At 62.9% G+C, this 20411-nt stretch carries 20 protein-coding genes; 8 read left to right on the top strand and 12 right to left on the bottom strand.

All coding sequences use genetic code 11. The features are described from left to right. Window positions 1–26 precede the first annotated feature (26 nt). The 4 genes from Bravens_RS05105 to Bravens_RS05090 form a co-directional block, all read right to left on the bottom strand. Window positions 27–809, bottom strand: coding sequence for an isoprenyl transferase (locus Bravens_RS05105; RefSeq protein WP_019175214.1), 783 nt, complete (start codon window positions 807–809; stop codon window positions 27–29). A 25-nt stretch (window positions 810–834) separates the two neighbouring features. After that, window positions 835–1560, bottom strand: coding sequence for a DNA repair protein RecO (gene recO, locus Bravens_RS05100; protein ID WP_062020933.1), 726 nt, complete (start codon window positions 1558–1560; stop codon window positions 835–837). Between the two features lie 71 nt (window positions 1561–1631). Further along, on the bottom strand, window positions 1632–3392 hold the full coding sequence (gene leuA, locus Bravens_RS05095; protein WP_062020930.1) for a 2-isopropylmalate synthase: 1761 nt from the start codon (window positions 3390–3392) through the stop codon (window positions 1632–1634). A gap of 171 nt (window positions 3393–3563) precedes the next feature. Then, the gene (locus tag Bravens_RS05090) at window positions 3564–4637 is read right to left on the bottom strand and encodes a DUF6636 domain-containing protein (RefSeq protein WP_062020927.1); all 1074 of its coding nucleotides are present in this window, start codon (window positions 4635–4637) and stop codon (window positions 3564–3566) included. A gap of 113 nt (window positions 4638–4750) precedes the next feature. On the opposite strand from Bravens_RS05090, the gene Bravens_RS05085 reads away from it, so the two are divergent. Beyond that, complete coding sequence (locus Bravens_RS05085) at window positions 4751–5557, top strand: L,D-transpeptidase family protein (RefSeq protein WP_062020923.1); 807 nt, start codon at window positions 4751–4753, stop codon at window positions 5555–5557. A 10-nt stretch (window positions 5558–5567) separates the two neighbouring features. Next, window positions 5568–6338, top strand: coding sequence for a dihydrofolate reductase family protein (locus Bravens_RS05080; RefSeq protein WP_062020920.1), 771 nt, complete (start codon window positions 5568–5570; stop codon window positions 6336–6338). Here the strand turns inward: Bravens_RS05080 and Bravens_RS05075 are convergent. Continuing rightward, window positions 6282–7511, bottom strand: a complete 1230-nt coding sequence (locus Bravens_RS05075; protein ID WP_061941210.1) for an alpha/beta hydrolase family protein — start codon at window positions 7509–7511, stop codon at window positions 6282–6284. The genes Bravens_RS05080 and Bravens_RS05075 overlap by 57 nt on opposite strands. Before the next feature lie 128 nt (window positions 7512–7639). Between Bravens_RS05075 and msrB the strand changes: the two genes are divergently transcribed. Next, complete coding sequence (msrB, locus tag Bravens_RS05070; RefSeq protein ID WP_061941212.1) at window positions 7640–8041, top strand: peptide-methionine (R)-S-oxide reductase MsrB; 402 nt, start codon at window positions 7640–7642, stop codon at window positions 8039–8041. Window positions 8042–8179: 138 nt separating this feature from the next. On the opposite strand, the gene hemQ is transcribed toward msrB, so the two are convergent. From hemQ to Bravens_RS05050, 4 genes are all read right to left on the bottom strand, one after another. Beyond that, a complete protein-coding gene (gene hemQ, locus Bravens_RS05065; protein ID WP_061941214.1) occupies window positions 8180–8890 on the bottom strand; it encodes a hydrogen peroxide-dependent heme synthase in 711 nt (236 codons plus the stop codon). A gap of 2 nt (window positions 8891–8892) precedes the next feature. Then, on the bottom strand, window positions 8893–10308 hold the full coding sequence (hemG, locus tag Bravens_RS05060; RefSeq protein WP_062020918.1) for a protoporphyrinogen oxidase: 1416 nt from the start codon (window positions 10306–10308) through the stop codon (window positions 8893–8895). Then, window positions 10305–11348 carry a uroporphyrinogen decarboxylase gene (gene hemE / locus Bravens_RS05055; RefSeq protein WP_062020914.1) on the bottom strand — a complete coding sequence of 348 codons (1044 nt, stop codon included), beginning with the start codon at window positions 11346–11348 and terminating at the stop codon, window positions 10305–10307. Before hemE ends, hemG begins: the two co-directional genes overlap by 4 nt. A gap of 77 nt (window positions 11349–11425) precedes the next feature. Then, on the bottom strand, window positions 11426–11911 hold the full coding sequence (locus Bravens_RS05050; RefSeq protein WP_062020911.1) for a flavin reductase family protein: 486 nt from the start codon (window positions 11909–11911) through the stop codon (window positions 11426–11428). A gap of 103 nt (window positions 11912–12014) precedes the next feature. On the opposite strand from Bravens_RS05050, the gene Bravens_RS05045 reads away from it, so the two are divergent. Continuing rightward, window positions 12015–12623: a DUF3000 domain-containing protein gene (locus tag Bravens_RS05045; protein WP_062020908.1), complete on the top strand. Its 609-nt coding sequence runs from the start codon at window positions 12015–12017 to the stop codon at window positions 12621–12623. Then, the gene (locus tag Bravens_RS05040) at window positions 12620–13852 is read left to right on the top strand and encodes an HRDC domain-containing protein (protein WP_062020905.1); all 1233 of its coding nucleotides are present in this window, start codon (window positions 12620–12622) and stop codon (window positions 13850–13852) included. Before Bravens_RS05045 ends, Bravens_RS05040 begins: the two co-directional genes overlap by 4 nt. Before the next feature lie 54 nt (window positions 13853–13906). Here Bravens_RS05040 and dxs read toward each other — a convergent pair whose 3' ends face one another. Then, complete coding sequence (gene dxs, locus Bravens_RS05035; RefSeq protein ID WP_062020902.1) at window positions 13907–15838, bottom strand: 1-deoxy-D-xylulose-5-phosphate synthase; 1932 nt, start codon at window positions 15836–15838, stop codon at window positions 13907–13909. Window positions 15839–15916: 78 nt separating this feature from the next. On the opposite strand from dxs, the gene Bravens_RS05030 reads away from it, so the two are divergent. Further along, a complete protein-coding gene (locus Bravens_RS05030; protein ID WP_062020899.1) occupies window positions 15917–16165 on the top strand; it encodes a hypothetical protein in 249 nt (82 codons plus the stop codon). Here Bravens_RS05030 and Bravens_RS05025 read toward each other — a convergent pair whose 3' ends face one another. Continuing rightward, complete coding sequence (locus tag Bravens_RS05025; protein WP_062020896.1) at window positions 16166–16744, bottom strand: TetR/AcrR family transcriptional regulator; 579 nt, start codon at window positions 16742–16744, stop codon at window positions 16166–16168. Between the two features lie 83 nt (window positions 16745–16827). On the opposite strand from Bravens_RS05025, the gene Bravens_RS05020 reads away from it, so the two are divergent. Beyond that, entirely contained in the window at window positions 16828–17280 is a 453-nt protein-coding gene (locus tag Bravens_RS05020) for a GAP family protein (RefSeq protein ID WP_244878121.1), read from the top strand. Window positions 17281–17289: 9 nt separating this feature from the next. Then, complete coding sequence (locus Bravens_RS10790) at window positions 17290–17502, top strand: hypothetical protein (protein ID WP_244878120.1); 213 nt, start codon at window positions 17290–17292, stop codon at window positions 17500–17502. An 84-nt stretch (window positions 17503–17586) separates the two neighbouring features. Here the strand turns inward: Bravens_RS10790 and acnA are convergent, their stop codons facing one another. Continuing rightward, complete coding sequence (gene acnA, locus Bravens_RS05015; RefSeq protein WP_062020892.1) at window positions 17587–20268, bottom strand: aconitate hydratase AcnA; 2682 nt, start codon at window positions 20266–20268, stop codon at window positions 17587–17589. Between the last annotated feature and the right edge of the window lie 143 nt (window positions 20269–20411).

The raw sequence follows: 20411 nt of genomic DNA, 5'->3' as shown, positions 1-20411 counted from the left end.
GTTTCGGGCCCGCTTCTTCTGTCTTCTCAGCGCTTGCCGGCAACCTTGTCGACGGCTCCGCCGAAACGCCGGTCGCGGCTGGCATACTCTTCGATCGCCTTCCACAGCGTGGTCCGGTCGACATCCGGCCACAGGACGTCCTGGAAGACCAGTTCGGCATAGGCCGACTGCCACAGCAGGAAGTTCGAGGTGCGCTGCTCACCGGAAGAGCGCAGGAACAGATCGACATCGGGAAGGTCCGGTGCGTAGAGCCGTGCAGCCATTGACTTCGCGGTCACTTTGCCGGGCTTGAGCTTGCCCTGAGCGACCTCCCGCGTGATCTCGTTGACCGCATCGAGGATTTCAGCCCGCCCACCGTAGTTGACGCAGAACTGCAGGGTCATGCGGGTGTTGTTCTTCGTGCGCTCACGCGCAACCTCAAGTTCCTTGATGACCGAGCGCCACAGACGGCCTTCCCTGCCCGACCACACCATGCGCACACCCAGGGCATCGAGTTCATCAACCCTGCGTCGAATGACATCGCGGTTGAAGCCCATGAGGAAGCGCACCTCTTCAGGGGAGCGCTTCCAGTTCTCCGTCGAAAATGCATAAGCAGACAGCACCTCGACGCCCATTTCCAGGCTGCCGTAGATGACCTCCATCAGCGAGGCCTCGCCGGCTTTGTGGCCTTCTGTGCGCGGCAGACCGCGCTCATTCGCCCACCGGCCGTTGCCGTCCATGACAACGGCGATGTGCTTTGGAATGAACTTCGACGGGATCGCCGGCGGCTGGGCGCCCTGCGGGTGCGGGGGAATCGGCTGATGCTTCACGCCGCCATTATGGCAGGACAGCCGTTCAGCGCTCCAACAGCGCCAGCGATTTCACACGCCTCTCCAAGTGCCACTGCACAAAAGCGGTCACCACTTTTGATGCCGCCTGCACGTCATAGTCGGCAACCGTGCCCGGCTCAGGCCAGTCTGCCGTGCTGATCCTGTGCAGGTATGCCAACGCATCGGGCCCGGGGAGGTGCTCCCCTCCCCGCCTGCATGCCCGGCATACAGCACCTCCTGCTTCAAGGGAGAACGCGCGGTGCGGACCGGGAGCCCCGCAGCGGGCACAGTCGATGAGACTCGGCGCCCAACCGGCCAGCGACATCGCCCGAATCAAATAGGCGTCAAGCGACGAACGCGCAGGATGTTCGCGCCGACACATAGAGCGCAGAGCGGCAACCAGCAGAAGAAACTGGTCTTCCGTGTGCGGATCGTCTTCCGTCAACCGCAGAGCGGTTTCTGCCATCACGGAACCCGCAGTGTAGTAGTCGTAGTCGGAGATGAGCCCTTGGGCGAAGGGCTCAATGAGCTCCACCTGAGTGACAACATCGAGGTTTCTGCCGCGGTTGGCCTGCAGGTCGATCATCATGAGCGGTTCCAAACGCGAACCGAAGCGGCTCGAAGTTCTGCGAACCCCCTTCGCAACGGCGCGGACTACCCCGCTGCGGCGCGTGAGGATCGTGACGATCCGGTCGGCTTCGCCGAGCTTATGGGTGCCCAGGACAACACCCGCGTCACGATATTTCCTCACCTGTCCATTGTCCCCCACACGCCACGAGGCGGTGCGTCGGCACCGCCTCGTGAGCTTGTTTCGGGTTGGGGTCAGTCGTCGCTGTTGTCCCGCAGGTAGCGGTTGACAGCCGAAATGACGGCCTTGAGCGAAGCCTTCGCGATGTTCGGGTGCATGCCCGCACCCCACATGATCCGGTCGCCGATCATGACTTCGACGTAGGCGGCGGCCGCAACGTCGGCACCCGCACCGACAGCGTGTTCGGAGTAGTCCTGTACGCGCATATCGAGGTCGAAGTTGTCGTTCAGGATGTTGACCAGGGCGTTGAGCGGTCCGGTGCCCAGCCCCTCGAATTCCCGGTCCTGACCGTCGATGCTGAGTGCCACCTCGACCTTTTCGGCGTGGCGGCCGGCCTCGTCATCGCCCAGCGATTCGGTGCGCAGGCCCGTGATGCGGAAGCGGCCCCACGCGTTGTCGGTCGGCAGGTACTCGTCGCTGAAGGCAGACCAGATGGCCTCGGCGGACAGTTCCCCACCACCCGCGGTGACGTCTTTGATGACCTTGGAGAACTCCACCTGCATACGACGCGGAAGATCCAGCCCGTATTCGGTCTTGAGCAGGTACGTGACCCCGCCCTTGCCCGACTGGGAATTGACCCGGATGATTGCCTCGTAGCTGCGGCCGAGGTCTTTCGGGTCGACCGGCAGGTACGGCATATCCCATTCCATGAGGTCGATCGGGGTGCTCGTTTCACGCGCCCGACGCTCACGTTCGGCAAAGGCCTTGTTGATGGCGTCCTGGTGGGAACCGGAGAACGAGGTGAACACGAGGTCACCGCCGTAGGGGTGGCGTTCGTGCACGCCGATCTGGTTGCAGTGCTCAACCGTCTGGATGACTTCGTTGATGTCGGAGAAGTCCAGTTCCGGGTCAACACCCTGCGTGTACAGGTTCATGGCAACCGTCACGAGGTCGAGGTTGCCGGTGCGCTCCCCGTTGCCGAACAGGCACCCTTCAATGCGGTCGGCACCGGCCATGAGTCCCAGCTCTGCCGCTGCGACGCCCGTGCCGCGGTCGTTGTGCGGGTGCAGCGACACCGCAACCTGATCGCGGTGCGGAATGTGGCGGCAGAACCATTCGATCTGATCGGCGTAGGTGTTCGGGGTGCCCCGCTCAACAGTGGCCGGCAGATTGACGACAGTGTCGCGGCCCTCTTCCGGCTGCCACATGTCGAGCACTCCCGCGACGACGTCAAGAGCGAAATCGGGTTCCGTGTCGACGAAGATCTCCGGCGAGTACTGGTAACCGAAATCGGTGTTCGGCAGGACGGATTCGGCTGCCTTCATAACGGCCTGGGTTCCGCGCAGCGCGATGTCCTTCGTCTGTGCGCGGCCGTCGCCGTCAAAGCCGAAGACGACCGAGCGGAACACCGGGGCCGTCGCGTTGTACATGTGGATGGTGGCCTTGTCCGCGCCGATGAGCGATTCGGCGGTGCGCTCAATGAGGTCTTCGCGTGCCTGGGTCAGAACCGAGATGCGCACATCATCCGGGATCATGTCCTTTTCGATGATGTGGCGGACAAAGTCGAAGTCCGGCTGGCTGGCTGAGGGGAATCCGACTTCGATTTCCTTGAAGCCGATCTTCACCAGCAGTTCGAACATCTTGATTTTGCGTTCGACCGTCATGGGGTCGATGAGAGCCTGGTTTCCGTCACGCAGATCGGTCGAGAGCCAGCGCGGGGCGCGGGTCAGGCGCTGGTCCGGCCACGTGCGGTCGGACATGTCAAGGTCAATGCGGTCGAAGAACGACTTGTACTTCGTGAACGGCATGGGGCTTGGCTTCTGCAGATTCGTCATGTGATCTCCTTAGGTGGTCTTCAGGCGACCGAACAGCACTGACTCCGCGACGAGGGTCGGCCTTGTTCAGGACTCGCCGCGGCAGCTAAGGAGAAGCAGACGCATACTGTGACCCTACTCTCGCCCCGTCGGGTCTCGAATTATTGTCTTAGCGTTTGAGACAGACCCGTGTCAGTCGAACTTGAACTCCGCCTTGCGCACGTGGAAGCTGCCGCCCGGTCCCTTGCAGCGCACACCGTCTTTCTGCGATGAGCACTCAAAACCGTGGGCCTTGATGGTTTTGCCGTAGCCCAGCTCTTCCGGGCTTGGACCTTCGCCCACGTTCTTGCACGAAAAGCCGGAAGCCTTCTTGGTCACTTCCGCAACGCTTCCCCACTCAACATCGTCAGAGCAGTTCTCCGGTTTGTCACCGGGCGAATAGTCGAAGCTGTAGACGGTGCAGCGCGCACGGTCCTTGTAGATGACGCACGAAATATTGCCCGACGGGGTGATGAACGCTTTCGCATCCGAAGCATCGAAGGTCGGGGTGCTTTCGGCTGGTTCGCTCTCTTCGGGTTGCGCTTCAGACGACGCGCCGCCCACCTCCGGCGGTGCAGTTGTTTCGACTTGGTCATCAGAGGACCGCATGTCAAAGAAGATGTACAGGCCACCGCCGACGAGGAACAGCGCCAGCACGGTGGTGAAGGCGATAGCGGCCCACGGAAGATTCGACTTTTTCTTCTTGGGCTCTTCTTGCTGCTGCGCGTCCTGGTGAGGAGCCTGAGCTGATGCGGCCGCGTAACCCGCCGATGCGTGGCCGGCCGGCGCATAACCCGCGTAACCCGCCTGCGGACCCATCTGCGGACTGAACTGCCCAGCTGCCTGTCGTCCCCCGTGGTGCACCTGTTGGGCACCTACAGTCGGAGCTGTCGGAGGCACGGGAGGAGGCGGAAAAGCGTCAACGTCCGACTGCGCGCGGATGGCAGGCCGCTCTGGCGAAACCGGTGGGGCTGACGGCGCGGACGAACCGGACCGAGGCGGTGCTGCCGGCGGAGGAGGCGGTGTGAATCGCTCTGCTTCGGAAGAGCGCTGCCGACCGATTTCGCTGATTTCGTCCAGGCTCATTTGGCGAGTCGAATCGCCATCGACCTCGCTGTCGAAGATCTCTCGGTGCAGGCTCCCGGCCCCAGAGCTGTTTTCGGATGAAAAGCCTGGGCTGCCGTTGGACGGTGTGCCGTTGGAACCGGCGTCGGACGGTTTGCTCATGCGGTGCAGTCTAGCCGACACTGCCGTACGGCAGGCTTTCGGCAGAACCGCGCACCTACTGCAGACACGCCCGGTCCACCATCTTGCACGTTCGGAATGAGATACTGGGCTGCATGGACAACGCGCGATCGAACTCGCCATCCGCGAAGCCGTGGTGGATAATTCCAGCGGCCGGTGTTCTTGCCGGTGCGCTTGCACTGGCTGTAGCAGCCGCCAACCAGTCGACCCCGGCGATCGCCGAAGGCGATCAGCTCACCGCGCCCACCCTGCGCACACCCGGCGATTTTTCCGCACCCGTTCTGCACATCCGCGGCGGTGACAGCAGCGAAGTCCACACCTCAATCCCCCAGCTGGGCCCCAAAACGGCCGCCCAGATTCCCCAGGACACCCAACAGGTGATCGTGTCTTCAAGTCCGAAGAACAAAGACACCGCCGTCACGACAACCCTGTATGAGCGCACTGATGGCGGCTGGCAGCAGAAGCTGTCGTTTGCCGGACACAACGGCGAAGCCGGGTGGAAGGAAAAGCGCAAAGAAGGCGACCTGTCGACCCCTGCGGGAGTCTTCACGCTCACTGATGCAGGCGGCTACCTGCCCGACCCGGGCACGAAGATGCCCTACACACAGGACAAGAGCCTGCGCGGCAGCGCGGAGGCCGTCTACGGAGACGACTACACGCAGGTCTACGACTACGTGCTCGCAATCGACTACAACCGCAAAACGGGGGTTCCGCCCACCGACCGCACCCGCCCGCAGGGCAAAGCCCCCGGCGGCGGCATCTGGCTGCACGTCGACCACGGAAACAGCACCCACGGCTGCGTGACCGTCGACCGCGAAGACATGGGGACCATCCTCAAGGCACTCGACCCCGACAAGAACCCCATGATCGCCATGGGCAGCGCTGACTTCCTCGCACGTTAAGAGTCTGTTCGTGGCCGCCTCACAGCACTTGCAGCAGATCTTCCCCTCGCCTGTCGACCTCGCACCCGACCCGCAGGAAGAAGTCCTGACCGAACTCTACGATTCGACCGCGATTCCATCGGATCGCCCACGCGTACAGTCGAACATGGTGCAAAGCCTCGACGGCAAGATCGCAGGCGCGGACGGACTGTCAGGAACCATCTCCAGCCCCTCGGACAAACGCGTCTTTGCCGTCCTGCGCTCCCTGGCCGATGTTGTCATCGTCGGTGCGTCCACTGTCCGCGAAGAGGGCTACACACGTCTGCCCGCGCGTCAGCGCTTTGCTGAAGCCCGGCAGGCCCGCGGACAGGAACCAGCCCCGGTGCTGGCGATCATCACCGGCTCAGGGAACCTCGACATCGAACACCTGGTCTCTGCCGGCAGCGGCCGCATCATCGTGTTCACAACAACTGAGGATGCCGAGGTTCTGCAGCGGCTGCGCAGCAGTCTTGACGAAGTCATCCGCGTTGACACCGCTGACCCGCACACAGTGCTGACGGCACTGGCCCAGCGCGGATTCAAGCGCGCCCTGTGTGAAGGCGGCCCGTCCCTGCTGGGCGCATGGGCAGCCGCGGGCGCCATTGATGAAATGTGCGTGACCACCAGCCCGCTGCTGGTGGGCGGCGATGGGCCGGGCATCCTCGGTCAGGTCGAACTGGACGGCCCCGCCGACCTGCGCCTGTTGTCAGCCGTCGAAGGCGACAGCACCCTCATGCTGCGCCTGGGTTTCCAGACTGCGTAGGAAACGCGCCACGTCGTCTTCCCACGCGAGCCGATCCACATTCCATTCCTTGGTGTGCCGCGCTTTTGTGTAGCGCGGCATTGTCACGAGGTCCCGACGGAAGCCGGCGAGCGCACGCGACGGCCCCACCGGCACGAATTCGTCATCTTCGGAGTGGATGAGCAGTGTGGGGACTCTCAGGTCGGCCGCGCGCTTGACCCAGTCCATGCGGTCAAGGTCCAAAGGCGTTTCCAGACCGGTGAGTCTGCGCGCCCACGGCTGGGTGATCATCTGCAGCGTCAGCCTGGCAATCGGGGTGGGCAGCAGGTTGAGCCGGGCCTGGTGGTCCAGAACGTCATACCAGTCGACCACGGGTCCGTCGAGCACCATGGCGACGATGCTGTCTGCGTGACGGCCCCGGGATGCGGTCTGGAACGCAATTGCGGCACCCATCGACCATCCGAACAGCACGATCCTGCGCGCCCCGTTGGCCAGGGCGAAGTCAATTGCACGGTCAACGTCAAGCCATTCGGTATCCCCCAGGCCGTATGTCTGGTGGCGTTCAGCTTCCGGGTCGTTGCGATAGGACATGGCGATTGACGGAATCCCCACCCGATCAAGAACGGCAGCCGCACGCAGCGTTTCCCGGCGAGTTCCGCCTCGGCCGTGGATCAGGATGGCCCACGTGTCTGACGGCTGTGCCGCGGTGGTCGGCAGGAACCACGACGGCAGCGCCCCAACATCAGAGCTGATGACGATGTTTTCGCACGGAAGGTAGAGGTCTTCTGGCCCCATGTGGACGGTTCCCGTCCACCGACCCACGGAAGCGTGACGGATGTCCCCGCGCAGCACTGTGTCGACTTTCCGGCTGACGGTTGCGGAAACGGGGTCGTATTCAATGAGATCGCCGATGCGGGCGAAGCCTTCGTCGGTGCCATTGCCGAAGTACAGGCCGTATGTTCCGGGAACCAGAGTGTCCGGCGTTGCTTCCAGGTGGATGATCATGTCGTCGTCGAAACCCTCGACGTGTAGGATCCGCACATCGTTTTTGGCTTTTCCGGGTGTGACGACTTTCCGTGCGAAGTAGACGGCAAGCCCGGAAGAGGCAATCGAGACAAGAGCACCGATCCCGATGCCGATGCCGAGCCCCGCTGCCAGGGCTCGTGCTGTCTTGGACTGGATAGGCTGTGCCACCTGGTTACCTCCTGCAGAACAGTTTAGGGTCGGCTGACGCCGGTGTGCCAACGTGGCCGGAATTCTTCGCACCGAACACAGTTTTCTACAGTTGAGTCATCACCGGCACACAAAGAACAGGAGCTGACATGGCTGACGCAGCAAACAGAACAGAACAGGATTGGCAGGAGATTCTCTCCCCGGAGGAGTTCGCTGTGCTTCGCCAGGGTGGAACGGAACGGCCGTTCACCGGTGAGTACGACGGGGTGTTCCGCGAAGGCCGCTATCTGTGCCGGGCGTGCGGGGCGGAGCTGTTCACCTCGGATACGAAGTTTGATGCCCAGTGCGGCTGGCCGGCGTTCTATGCACCGCTGGCTGAAGACCGCGTGCGCTACATCCGCGACGAATCAATGGGAATGGTCCGCACCGAGGTGCGGTGTGCCGCCTGCGACAGCCACCTGGGCCACGTCTTCTACGGTGAGGGCTTTCCGACCCCGACCGATGCGCGGTACTGCATCAACTCCATCTGTCTGGAACTCGTGGAGGACTGACGAGGCGGAGCTCACCTGGTTCTGTCTGGCCTCAGGTGCTGGGGCCGGGTTGGGCTGTGGGAATGACTGTGGCCGCCGGAGTATCCGGCGGCCACAGTCATTCGGTCAGCGCTTGGCGCTGCTTGGGGTCAACGGGGATCAGCGCCAGTCGGCGATGATGTCAGCCAGTTCGCGGCGCGGTCCCGTGTAGAACGGAATTTCTTCGCGCACGTGCAGGCGAGCCTCGGTGGCGCGCAGGTCGCGCATCATGTCGACCAGACGGTGCAGCTGGTCGGCTTCGAAGCCCAGCAGGAATTCGTAGTCGCCCAGAGCGAACGACGACACCGTGTGCGCTTTGATGTCCTTGTAGCCCGCAGCTGCCATACCGTGGTCGCGCAGCATCTTCGAACGGTCTTCGGCTTTGAGGATGTACCAGTCGTAGCTGCGCACGAACGGGTACACGCACAGGTAGTCCAGCGGTGTTTCGTCCGTCATGAACGCTGGGATGTGACGGCGGTTGAACTCTGCGGGGCGGTGCAGACCGACAACCGACCACACGGGTTCGAGGATCGCGCCGAGTGTTGAGCGGCGAACAATCGAGTAGGCCTTCTGGAGGGTTTCGACCTTCGGTGCGATCCACCAGAACATGATGTCGGCGTCAGCGCGCAGTGCCGAAACATCGTAGGTTCCGCGGACGGTCAGGCCTTCCGCTTTGAGTTCGTCCAGCTGCTCAAGGACCTCACCGGCAAGCTGCTGGCGGTCACCCTCGGGGAGGTCACCGCTGGCGGCGAAGACGGAATAGCCGAGGTAGCGGATTTCGTCGTTGGCCTGGTCGATCTGTTCCTGTGAGGGTTCTTGGTATTCGCGCATTATCAGCCTTTCTCGCTCATGCGATGGATTTCGTTCTGCGCTCGGGATATGCACGCCGGCAGTCCTACACCTTCGTACACGTTTCCGACCAGCGCCAGGCCGGGGATCTCAGATGTCGCGCGGTCGATGTCCGCCACGCGGGCAAAGTGTCCCGGGGTGAATTGAGGCAGACTGTCCTGCCACCGCTGGACTTCGAGGTGCTCAGCGGTGTCGTTCCTGCCGGTGATGTCGAGCCAGTCCGCCCACGCGCGGCTGGCAAGTTCGTCATCGTCCAACTGCTCCCATACATCGGGGGCATCGCCGAAGCGGCCCACACTCATGCGCACAACAGCACGGCCTTCAGGCAGGACGTCGTCCAGCCACGGCCATTTGTTTGACGCGTAGGTGGAGGCCTTGATGAAGCGGTCTTCCGTAGGCGGGATGAGGAACCCGCTGCCGCCAAGGGGCTCAGCAAGGTCGAGGACCGCCGTGATGACGGCCGAACTGGCATAGGGCACCTCTGCCAGCAGCTGCGCGGCCCGGGGCGCCTCGCCCCGCAGAATCTCCGCTGCCGCGTAAGCGGGCACGGCAATGATGAGATCGTCGGCGCGCACCTGCTCGCCACCGGCGAACAGCACCTGCCAGCCGTCGTCTGCTCTGTTCGCGGACACAGCCTGCGCACCCGTATTGATCTGCCCACCACGACTGCGCACATCTTCGGCAAGAGCCGTGATCAGAGCGCTGATCCCGCCGCGCAGAGTCATGAACACGGGCGGTGCGGACTTCTTCTGAGTGCCGGGAACATTCGCTCCCGAGGTGGCGGTGCGGGCGGCAAGCGCGTCCCTGACGGTCTCAAGCACCGAGGTGCCGTTGCGGTGAGCCTGCAGCAGCGCCGGGACGGTCGCCTGCATCGACAGGTCGCGGCAGCGACCCGAGTACACGCCGCCGATGAGCGGGTCGAGCACCTTGTCGACGACAGCATCCCCCAGGCGGGAGGCAATGAAATCACCGACCGACACATCGTCAGCACCGGCGGGGGTCAGCTGTTCGGCTTCAGCTCTGGCGATCTCATCGGCGCTCAGGATTCCCTCAAGCGCGCGGGGGTCCCCCGGCACGCCCATGAGGGTGCCCTTGGGCATGGCCTGCATTCGCCCGCCCACAAACAGCTGCGAAGAGTGCTCGCGGGACGGATACACGGCTTCCAAACCCAGGCGCTCGGCAAGGCCCCGGGTTTCCGGCCGCACATAGAGGCTCGCCTCGGCACCGACGTCAGCCGACTCAACAGCCCCGCCCAGTGTCGAAGACTTCAGCAGACCGCCCAAGCGGTCAGACGCCTCGTACACCGTGACAGAACTGCCCGGCGAGTACTGCAGATACTCATAGGCGGCGGTCAGGCCGGAGATCCCGGCCCCAATGACGACAGCGGAGCGTCCGGTCATGCCTTTTCAGCCAGAACCTGTTCCGAGATCCGGTGGACTTCCCGAACAACCCGCCCCGGCACCTCGGGATCGGTGTTCGGCAGCACGCCGTGACCCAGGTTGAACACAAAGCCGGGAGCTTCGAGCCCCTTGCGGACAATCGACTCGATCCGCTCCTGCAGAGCCTCCCACGGAGCGAACAGCATCGCGGGATCCAGGTTGCCCTGCAAGGCCTGATGCGGCTGGATTCGCTTAATGCCCTCGGCCAGGTCAACGCGGAAGTCGACGCCGACGGCGGTCGAACCGGCCTCCGACATAGCGGTCAGCAGCTCACCAGTCTGCACACCGAAGTGAATGCTGGGAACATCCAGATCAGAAAGGCCGGAGAAAAGACGCTGCGTGTGCGGCAGAACATAACGACGGTAGTCCTCCTCACACAGGTAGCCCGCCCAGGAGTCGAACACCTGGAAAGCGCTCGCGCCGGCCTCAACCTGCGTGCGGATGAACAGCTCCGACATGACGTCGAGCTTGCTCAGCAGACGGTCGAACAGTTCAGGAGCGCCGACCATCATGGCCTTCGTCTTTTCGTGATTCTTCGACGGACCGCCCTCAATGAGGTAGCTGGCCAGCGTAAACGGTGCGCCGGCAAAGCCGATGAGCGGAGTGTCTTCGGGAAGCTGCTCAACAATTCCGCGCACCGATTCGACAATGTCGGGAATGTCATCCGGAGTCAGCTCTGGCAGGGCGTCAATGTCCTCAGCCCGACAGATGGGCTGATCCATGACCGGCCCAACACCGGGTTTGATCTCCACGCCAACACCAGCCGCCTGCAGCGGAACGACGATGTCGGAAAAGAAGATCGCAGCGTCAACGCCGTGACGGCGGACCGGCTGCATCGTGATTTCGGTGACCATGTCTGGGCGGCGGCACGACTCCAGCATCGAGGTGCCCTCACGCAGTTTGAGGTACTCCGGCAGAGACCTGCCTGCCTGCCGCATAAACCAGACGGGTGTGCGCGATACAGGACGGCCGGTTGCCGCCCGCTCGAAAGTTGTAGCCATGCCCCTATCGTCTCAGATGCTGAGCCCATCCGGGACACCGGTCACGGTCATACCGCGAAGGTGTGACCGGCACCTCGTCACAGGAGTTTGCCGAGGTCGTGGAAGCGGCGTTGGTGATAGACCATAGGAATGCCCTGTGGCCTGCGCACGATGTCTTCCACTTCTCCCACGACCACCGTCGATTCCCCAACCGGCAGCCTGCCGTAGTGGGAACACACAAACACGGAGTGCGCGTCATCGAGCACCGGGACCCCATCATCCATATACGTCCAGTTCTGGCGGGCCGAAAAGCGCTCCCCGCCGGGCATGGCGAACTGAACGGCAAGCTCCGAATGCCCCGCGTGGAGCATGTTGACGGCAAAGCGCGGAGCGTCGAGAACATGACCGGCCGCTCCCCTGGCCTTCGTGACGGAGAACAGGAGCGAAGGCGGGTCGAGCGACACGCTGGCCACCGAGGAGGCCGTCAGCCCGAACGGACCGTCACCGCTGTCTGCGGTGATGATGCACACTCCGGCCGGGTGATCGGCAAAAGCGCTTTTGAAGTCTTCAGGTTCAACAGACACTGTGTACTCCTTCCGACGGTTCAAGGCACTTCGACCCCCGAGTATTCCATCCGCCCGGCGTGGGAGCTTCGCCTGCCCCGCCGCGCTGTCTACCGTTGAGGGCGTGGTCCAGCCTGTTCCCATCAATCGCACGCCCAAGGCCTTCGCGACACTCGCCGAGGCTCTCCGGGCCGTGCAGTCGACCCCGCAGGTGAGGATCGAAGAAATCGCCGCACCCGGCCGGCTAGCACCGTGGGCCGTCGCTTTCTCCGCCCAGGTCACAGCCGAGGGCACGTTCCTCGAAGACGACGCCGTTGACGACCTCGCGACCGGCCGAATCGTCGTCCTCTACGACCCGGCAGCACCGGAAGAATGGCAGGGGCCGTTCAGGATCGTGTCCTATATCCGTGCGGAACTCGAAGACGAACTGGCCGCCGAGCCGATGCTCGGCCACGTTGCGTGGACGTGGCTGACAGACGCCCTGGACGGGCGCGACTGCGATGTGACCGCCGTCGGCGGCACAACCACGAAAGTCATATCCGAAAGCTTCGGAACCCTCGCGCAGCGGCCGACGACCGTCGACCTTGAACTGCGTGCATCGTGGACCCCAGTGCTTGAGGATCCCGCAGACATTTCCGAACACGTTGAAGCGTGGGTCGAGCTCATCATGACCGTGGCGGGCCTTCCACCCATGCCCGAAGGAGTCAGTCCCTTCCCGGGACGCAGGCGATGAGCTCATCTGACGTCGACCCCAACCTTCCACTCCTCGACGAACCCGCCGGCGGCGTGCCGGAGGTCATCAGCACCCCGAAAGCGCTCGCCGACGCGGTTGCTGCTTTGGAGGCCGGAACTGGCCCCGTAGCCGTCGATGCCGAACGCGCCTCGGGCATCCGCTACGGCAGCCGCGCCTTCCTCATACAGCTCAAGCGCGCAGGAACGGGGATCCTCCTGCTGGACCCGGAAGCCTTTGACAGTCTCGAACCGGTTGGCCGCGCAATGCAGGATGCCGAATGGATTCTGCACGCTTCGAGCCAAGACCTGCCGTGTCTGGCTGAAGCCGGCATGGTTCCCACCCGCGTCTTCGACACCGAAATCGCCGCTCGTCTGCTGAACGAACCGAAATTCGGACTGGCTTCACTCATCGGCGCCCACCTGGGAGTTCGCCTGGCAAAGGAGCACTCCTACGTCGACTGGTCTCAGCGTCCACTCCCCCACGACTGGCTGGCCTACGCCGCTCTTGACGTCGAACTGCTCATTGAACTGCGCGACATTCTCGAACAGAAGCTGCGTGAAGCCGACAAGTGGGAAATCGCTCAGCAGGAGTTCGCACACGCTGCACTGTTCACCCCGAAGGTGTACCCGGAGCCCTGGCGGCGCGTGCACGGTCTGGGTGCAATCAAGAATCGCCGCGGTCTGGGGCGTGTGCGCGCCATGTGGGCGGTGCGCGACGATATCGCCGAAGAGCGCGATGTCGCTCCCGGACGCATCATCGCGGACCGAGCTATGGTGCAAGCAGCGGGAACACAGCTGAGATCTTCCAAAGAGCTGCTGCGACTTCCCGGTCGAGGCCGCCCGACACCCGCGGATGCCCGTGAGCTCTTCAGCGCCGTGCAGGCCTGTAACCGCCTGCCAGAAGACATGATGCCCACGGTGCGCGATCCGCAGAAGTCAACACCGCGGCTGACCAGGCAACAGCGGGACGCGGCAAAGGACATCCTGACGCACATGAAGAGTGCCGTGAACGCGCGGGCAGAAGAGCTCGATGTGCCGCACGACCTTCTCATCACTCCGGCTTTGGTGCGGGAACTGGCATCGCGGGCTGCCCTTGGCGGCGACCACCCGGCCGATGTCGATGCTGTCGAAGACTTCCTGCGGGAGCGCGGTGCGCGCGAATGGCAGATTGCCGAGGCTGCACCGCTGCTGTGCCGGGTGATCGATCAGCATCGCGGCGTACGCGCCTGAGTGCCGGCCGGCTGCAGGCTGCAGTCTCCTGCCCCTGCTGGTCAGCCGGCTGAGTCAGCGAGCTTCGCGCAGGTGACGCTCAGCACCGGGAAGCATGCGCAGAATGTCGTCGACCATGTCCGAAACATCCATGCCGGCATAGGACAGGACTTCTTCGCGCGTTCCCTGCGGCAGAAATTCATCCGGCACGCCGAGTTCGACAACGCCCGTGCGCGAACGGTCTTCGCGCAGCTCCTGACGGATCTGCGACCCGATGCCGCCGATCTTGATGCCGTCTTCGATCACAGCGACGAGGCTGAACTCAGCGCCGCGTTCGATGACGGACTGCGGGACCGGCAGCACCCACCGGGGGTCGACGACCATGGCGCCGATGCCGCGGGAAGCGAGTTCGTCACGCACAGCCAGGGCTCGGTCGGCAAGAGCCCCAACCGACACGATGAGAACGTCTTCACTGCAGTCCTCAGGCACGTCGGCCAACACGTCAACGCCGTCTTCTGTGCGGCGCAGCGCTTCGAATTCACGGCCGACTTTGCCGCGGGAGAAACGCACGACCGTCGGGGCGTCTTCCACTTCGACGGCTTCGCGCAGTTCTTCAACCAGTCGTGTGGCGTCACGCGGGGCTGCCAGCTGCAGTCCTGGGACGATCCGCAGCATCGCCATGTCCCACACGCCGTGGTGGCTTGCTCCGTCCGGGCCTGTCACGCCGGCGCGGTCAAGGACGAAAGTCACACCCTGTTTGTGGAGTGCAACGTCCATGAGCACCTGGTCGAAGGCGCGGTTGAGGAAGGTTGCGTACAGGCAGACCACGGGGTGCAGTCCCCCGAAGGACAGACCGGCGGCCGAGGCCACTGCATGCTGTTCGGCAATGCCGACGTCGAAAACGCGGTCGGGGAATTCGTCTGCGAATTCTTTCAGTCCAACCGGCTGCAGCATGGCGGCGGTGATTGCCACGATGTCGTCGCGCTTGCGCGCGATCTCAACGATTTCCTTGCCGAACACTTCGGTCCACGAGGTGCCGACTGTCGGCTTGGCCTTGCCCGTTGAAGGGTCAATGACGCCGACGGCGTGGAACTGGTCCGCGTCGTCGTTATACGCCGGAGCGTAGCCGTGGCCCTTCTGGGTGAGCGCGTGCACGATGACGGGACCGGCATCGTACTGTTTGGCCAGAGTCAGCGCCCGCTGGAGGGCTTCGAGGTCATGCCCGTCCACCGGTCCGATGTACTTGATCCCCAGTTCGTCGAACATGCCGGCCTGCGGTGACGGCGTCGTCACCATGTCTTTCAGACCCTTTTTCATACCGTGCATGGCCGAATAGGCGTAGCGGCCGGGGATCCCGCCCTCCTGCAGGCGTTCCTTGCCCCAGGACAGGATCTTTTCGTAGCTCGACGAAGTGCGTAGGGAATCGAGGTGCGTTGCGAAGCCGCCGACGGTCGGCGCGTAGGAGCGGCCGTTGTCGTTGACGACGATGACCATTTTGCGCGGTGGGGTCGATTCGTCCGCTGCGATTGTATTGAGCGCTTCCCAGGCCAGGCCGCCCGTCAGCGCACCATCGCCGACGACGGTGACGACATGGCGGTCGTTCTTACCGCGCAGCTGATTCGCCTTGGCGATGCCGTCAGCCCATGACAGCGCAGCCGAAGCGTGCGAGTTCTCGATGACGTCGTGCGGGCTTTCTTCCCGCGAGGGGTAGCCGGACATGCCGCCCCACTGGCGCAGCGTGTCGAAGCCGGCGAGTCTGCCGGTGAGGAGTTTGTGGACGTAGGACTGGTGGCCCACATCGAACAGCACGGTGTCACGCGGGGACTTGAACACGCGGTGAATCGCCATGGTCAGTTCGACAACGCCGAGGTTGGGACCCAGATGTCCGCCGACGGCTGAGACTTTCGAAATCAGTTCGTCGCGGATCTCTTTGGCCAGAACGTCACATTCTGCGTCGCTGAGTTCCCGCAGGTCATCAGGGCCTCTCAGCCCCTCAAGAAAAGTCACCGCGTGGTCCTCCAGTGCGTGTAGGTGTCAGCAGTCCAGTCTAACCGCCTGCAGAAAAATGACAGAAACTGCCCGCCGATGGACGCTCATGGGCGCAGCCTGTTTCACGTCCACAACGCCGAAATGTTCCCCACGGCTCAGCGCACCGCCGGCTTCGGCATCCCCTACGCCGTGGCCATTGCAGCGTTCGGCGGTACCGCCGGCATGGTGCTCGCCGCCGTTGGCAACCCCTGGATCTTCGCCGGATACTCGGTGTTCCTGCTGATCGTCTCGTGCATCACGATTTCCACCATGAAGGAAACCTCAGGCTCAGACCTCAGCCACTGATCAGGCCAGGATCCGAGCCAGGCCGCTTTCCAGCATGGCGTCGAGTTCAGCCGGCTCCGTGCCGGGACTGTTGATGTAGTCAAGGGTCAGCCCGTTGACGAGAGCGGTGACCAGACGCGCCGCCAGCGAAACATCAAGATCTTCACGGAGCCGGCCGGACTCGATGGCAGAGGAGAACGCCTCTTCCAGTTTTTCCCTGAAGTTGTCGAGCTCCCGGCGGTACAGCTCAGCCAGCCACGGCCGCGTTGACGCCGCAGCCCCAAAGGCAACCCACGCCAAAGCGTCCTCCCTCTGCTCCGGGCCAATGGGCAGAAGCTCGCGCAGAGGACTGCGTTTTTCATTCGCGTCCCGGCCAGCCGCGAGGGCTCGCACATCCTGCCGCTGCACAGAACGCCGGAATGCCGCCTGGAGCAGAAGCTGGCGGCTGGGAAAGTGATACTGCACCGCACCCGGAGACATCCCGGCTTCGGCCGCGGCCGAACGCACGCTGACAACATCAAAACCGCGGTTGGCTATCACCGTGATAGCCGCATCCGCGATAGCGGCCTGCGCATCGGTCAAAGAAGCAGATTCACTCACACCGGCAGTTTATCAATACACTTGTATTAGGAATGTGATACAAGTGTATTGTTCGGTTCAGCAAGAACATCTGGAGACCGCCCGTGGACCTGCTATCGCTCATCGGCCTCGCACTCTTAGACAGCCTCAGCCTGGGCACTCTCGTCATTCCAGTCGCGCTGGCAATACGCCAGCAGCGCGTCGAGTTCAGACCGCAGGCGCTGTACTTCCTCACCGTCTGCAGCGCCTATTTCACCCTCAGCATCGTGCTGCTGCTCGGCATGGACACTCTGCTTGAGGCCCTGACTGACATTCTGCGCACACCGCCGGCACTCTGGGCACGCCTCATCATCGGCGTAGGGCTTGCAGCTTTCGGGATCTTTGCGAAGAACCCAAAGAAGCGCACCCCGGAAGAAATAGCAGAGCAACCGGCACCGAAATCACTCTCACCGTGGGCCGTGATTGCACTGGGCTTGAGTGCGGCCGCGGCGGAGGCCTCCACAATGGTCCCCTACCTCGCGGCAATCGGAATCATGGGCAACATGGGGAACCCGTAGCCAGTCCGCTTGGCAATCCTAGCCGGCTACTGCTTCATCATGATCGCACCGGCACTCATCATTCTCACTGCCATCGCCATATTCGGCCCGCGCATCTTCCCCCGCATTCGCCGACTGCTTACGACTTTTGAGTACGAAGCAAAGGTCACGCTCCTGTGGATCGCTGCGATCATCGGCGTTCAATGGACCATCACAGCCGCGGTGCAGATCTTCTCTGACTGACAAGCGGACACAGCAAAGCGGGCCGGATCATATGATCCGGCCCGCTTCAGCGCTGTCTTACGGCTTCAGCGAATCTTCAGTGCGTCACTTCACGAGCGAGCGGAGGACGTACTGGAGAATGCCGCCGTTGCGGTAGTAGTCGGCTTCACCGGGGGTGTCGATGCGCAGAACAGCGTCGAACTCAACGGTTTCACCGTTGTCCTTGGTCGCGGTGACCTTCAGAGTCTTCGGCGTGACACCTTCGTTGAGCTGTTCGACACCTGCGATCGAGAAGGTCTCGGTGCCGTCCAGGCCCAGCGTGTCAGCGCTTTCACCGGCCGGGAACTGCATGGGCAGAACACCCATGCCGATCAGGTTCGAACGGTGGATGCGCTCGAAGCTCTCAGCGATGACAGCGGCAACGCCGAGCAGCTTGGTGCCCTTTGCAGCCCAGTCACGCGAAGAACCGGAGCCGTATTCCTTACCGCCGAGGACGACCAGCGGGGTGCCGGCAGCCTGGTAGTTCATAGCGGCGTCGTAGATGGTGGTCTGCGGGCCGCCTTCCTGCGTGAAGTCGCGGGTGAAGCCACCCTGAACACCGTCGAGCAGCAGGTTCTGCAGGCGGATGTTGGCGAACGTACCGCGAATCATAACTTCGTGGTTACCGCGGCGCGAACCGTAGGAGTTGAAGTCCTTGCGCTCAACACCGTGCTCGGTGAGGTACTTACCGGCCGGGGTGTCGGCCTTGAAGGAACCAGCCGGCGAAATGTGGTCAGTGGTGACCGAGTCGCCGAGCTTGGCGAGCACGCGGGCACCTTCGATGTCCTTGACCGGTGCCGGTTCGAGTTCCATGCCCTCGAAGTACGGGGGCTTGCGGACGTAGGTCGATTCGTCGTCCCATTCGAAGACGGAACCGGACGGGGTGTCGAGCTTCTGCCAGCGCTCGTCACCGTCGAAGATGGTGCCGTATTCGGACTTGTAGGCTTCGGTCGAAATCGAGGAGTCGATGACGCTTTCGACTTCTTCCGGCGAAGGCCAGATGTCCTTGAGGAAGACGTCGTTTCCGTCCTGATCCTGACCCAGCGGCTGGTTTTCGAAGTCGAAGTCCATGCTTCCGGCCAGGGCGTATGCGATGACCAGCGGCGGCGAAGCCAGGTAGTTCATCTTGACGTCCGGGCTGATGCGGCCTTCGAAGTTGCGGTTACCGGACAGGACTGCGGTGACCGAAAGGTCGTTGTCCTGAATGGCTTCCGAGATCTCCGATTCGAGCGGACCGGAGTTGCCGATGCAGGTGGTGCAGCCGTAGCCGACGATGAAGAAGTTCAGCGCCTCGAGGTCTTCGATGAGGCCGGCCTTCGTGTAGTAGTCGGTGACGACCTTCGAACCGGGAGCAATCGAGGTCTTGACCCACGGCTTGGAGTTCAGACCCTTCTTGCGGGCGTTGCGAGCCAGCAGACCTGCAGCCATCATGACCGACGGGTTCGAGGTGTTGGTGCACGAGGTGATCGACGCAATGGCAACCGCACCGTTCTTCAGTTCGAATTCGCGGCCGTCGCCCATGGAGACGTCGACGGACTTGTCCTCTTCGCCCGGCTGAGCGTAGTTGTGGATGTCCTTGGCGAACTGAGCCTTGGCGTCAGACAGTTCGATGCGGTCCTGCGGACGCTTCGGACCGGAGATCGAGGGAACGACGGTCGACAGGTCGAGTTCGAGGTACTCGGAGTACTCGACTTCGTTCGACGGGTCGTGCCACAGGCCCTGTTCCTTGGCGTACTTTTCGACCAGTTCGATCTGCTCGTCCGAACGGCCGGTGAGCTTGAGGTAGTCGATGGTGACGTCGTCGATGGGGAACATGGCGGCGGTCGAACCGAATTCGGGGCTCATGTTGCCGATCGTGGCGCGGTTGGCCAGCGGAACGGCTCCAACGCCTTCGCCGTAGAACTCAACAAACTTGCCGACAACACCGTGCTGGCGGAGCATGTCGGTGATCGTCAGAACGACGTCGGTAGCGGTCACGCCCGAGGGGATTTCGCCCTTGAGCTTAAAGCCGACGACGCGCGGAATGAGCATGGAGACGGGCTGGCCGAGCATTGCTGCTTCTGCTTCGATGCCGCCCACGCCCCAGCCGAGCACACCGAGGCCGTTGACCATGGTGGTGTGGGAGTCAGTGCCGACGAGGGTGTCGGGGTAAGCGCGGGTCACGCCGCCGACTTCGCGGGCCATGACGACACGTGCCAGGTATTCGATGTTGACCTGGTGGACGATGCCCATGCCCGGGGGAACGACCTTGAAGTCGTCGAATGCGGTCTGGCCCCAGCGCAGGAACTGGTAGCGCTCACCGTTGCGCTGGTATTCGATGTCCATGTTGCGCTCGATGGCGTCTGCGTTGCCGAAGGAGTCAATCTGGACCGAGTGGTCGATGACGAGTTCAGCGGGAGCCAGCGGGTTGATGTCGTCCGGGTTACCGCCGAGTTCCTTGACGGCTTCGCGCATGGTGGCGAGGTCGACGATGCAGGGAACACCGGTGAAGTCCTGCATGACGACACGAGCCGGCGTGAACTGGATTTCAACGCTCGGTTCGGCCTTGGGGTCCCACGAGGCGAGTGCCTTGATGTGGTCCTCGGTGATGTTGGCACCGTCTTCGGTGCGGAGCAGGTTCTCCAGCAGGACCTTGAGGCTGAACGGAAGCTTGTCCGAACCATCGACCGCGCTGAGGCGGTAGATCTCGTAGGACTTGTCTCCGACCTCAAGAGTGCCCTTGGACTTGAAACTGTCGACGTTGCTCAAGTGACTCTCCTGTTCGTTCGCTCTCGATACCCTGCGCCCGGCTCGGCTTCATCCGAGCTCGAATTAGGCAACATAAACGTTGTGCAAAGTATCTTGACGTCAAGATAAATCTTATCGCATCGCCACAGTGTTCTCCACCACCG

This window comes from Brevibacterium ravenspurgense (genome assembly GCF_001584615.1).
GTDB lineage: Bacteria > Actinomycetota > Actinomycetes > Actinomycetales > Brevibacteriaceae > Brevibacterium > Brevibacterium ravenspurgense.
Note: the sequence above shows the minus strand (reverse complement) of the source record. Positions and strands in the feature narration are given on the sequence as shown.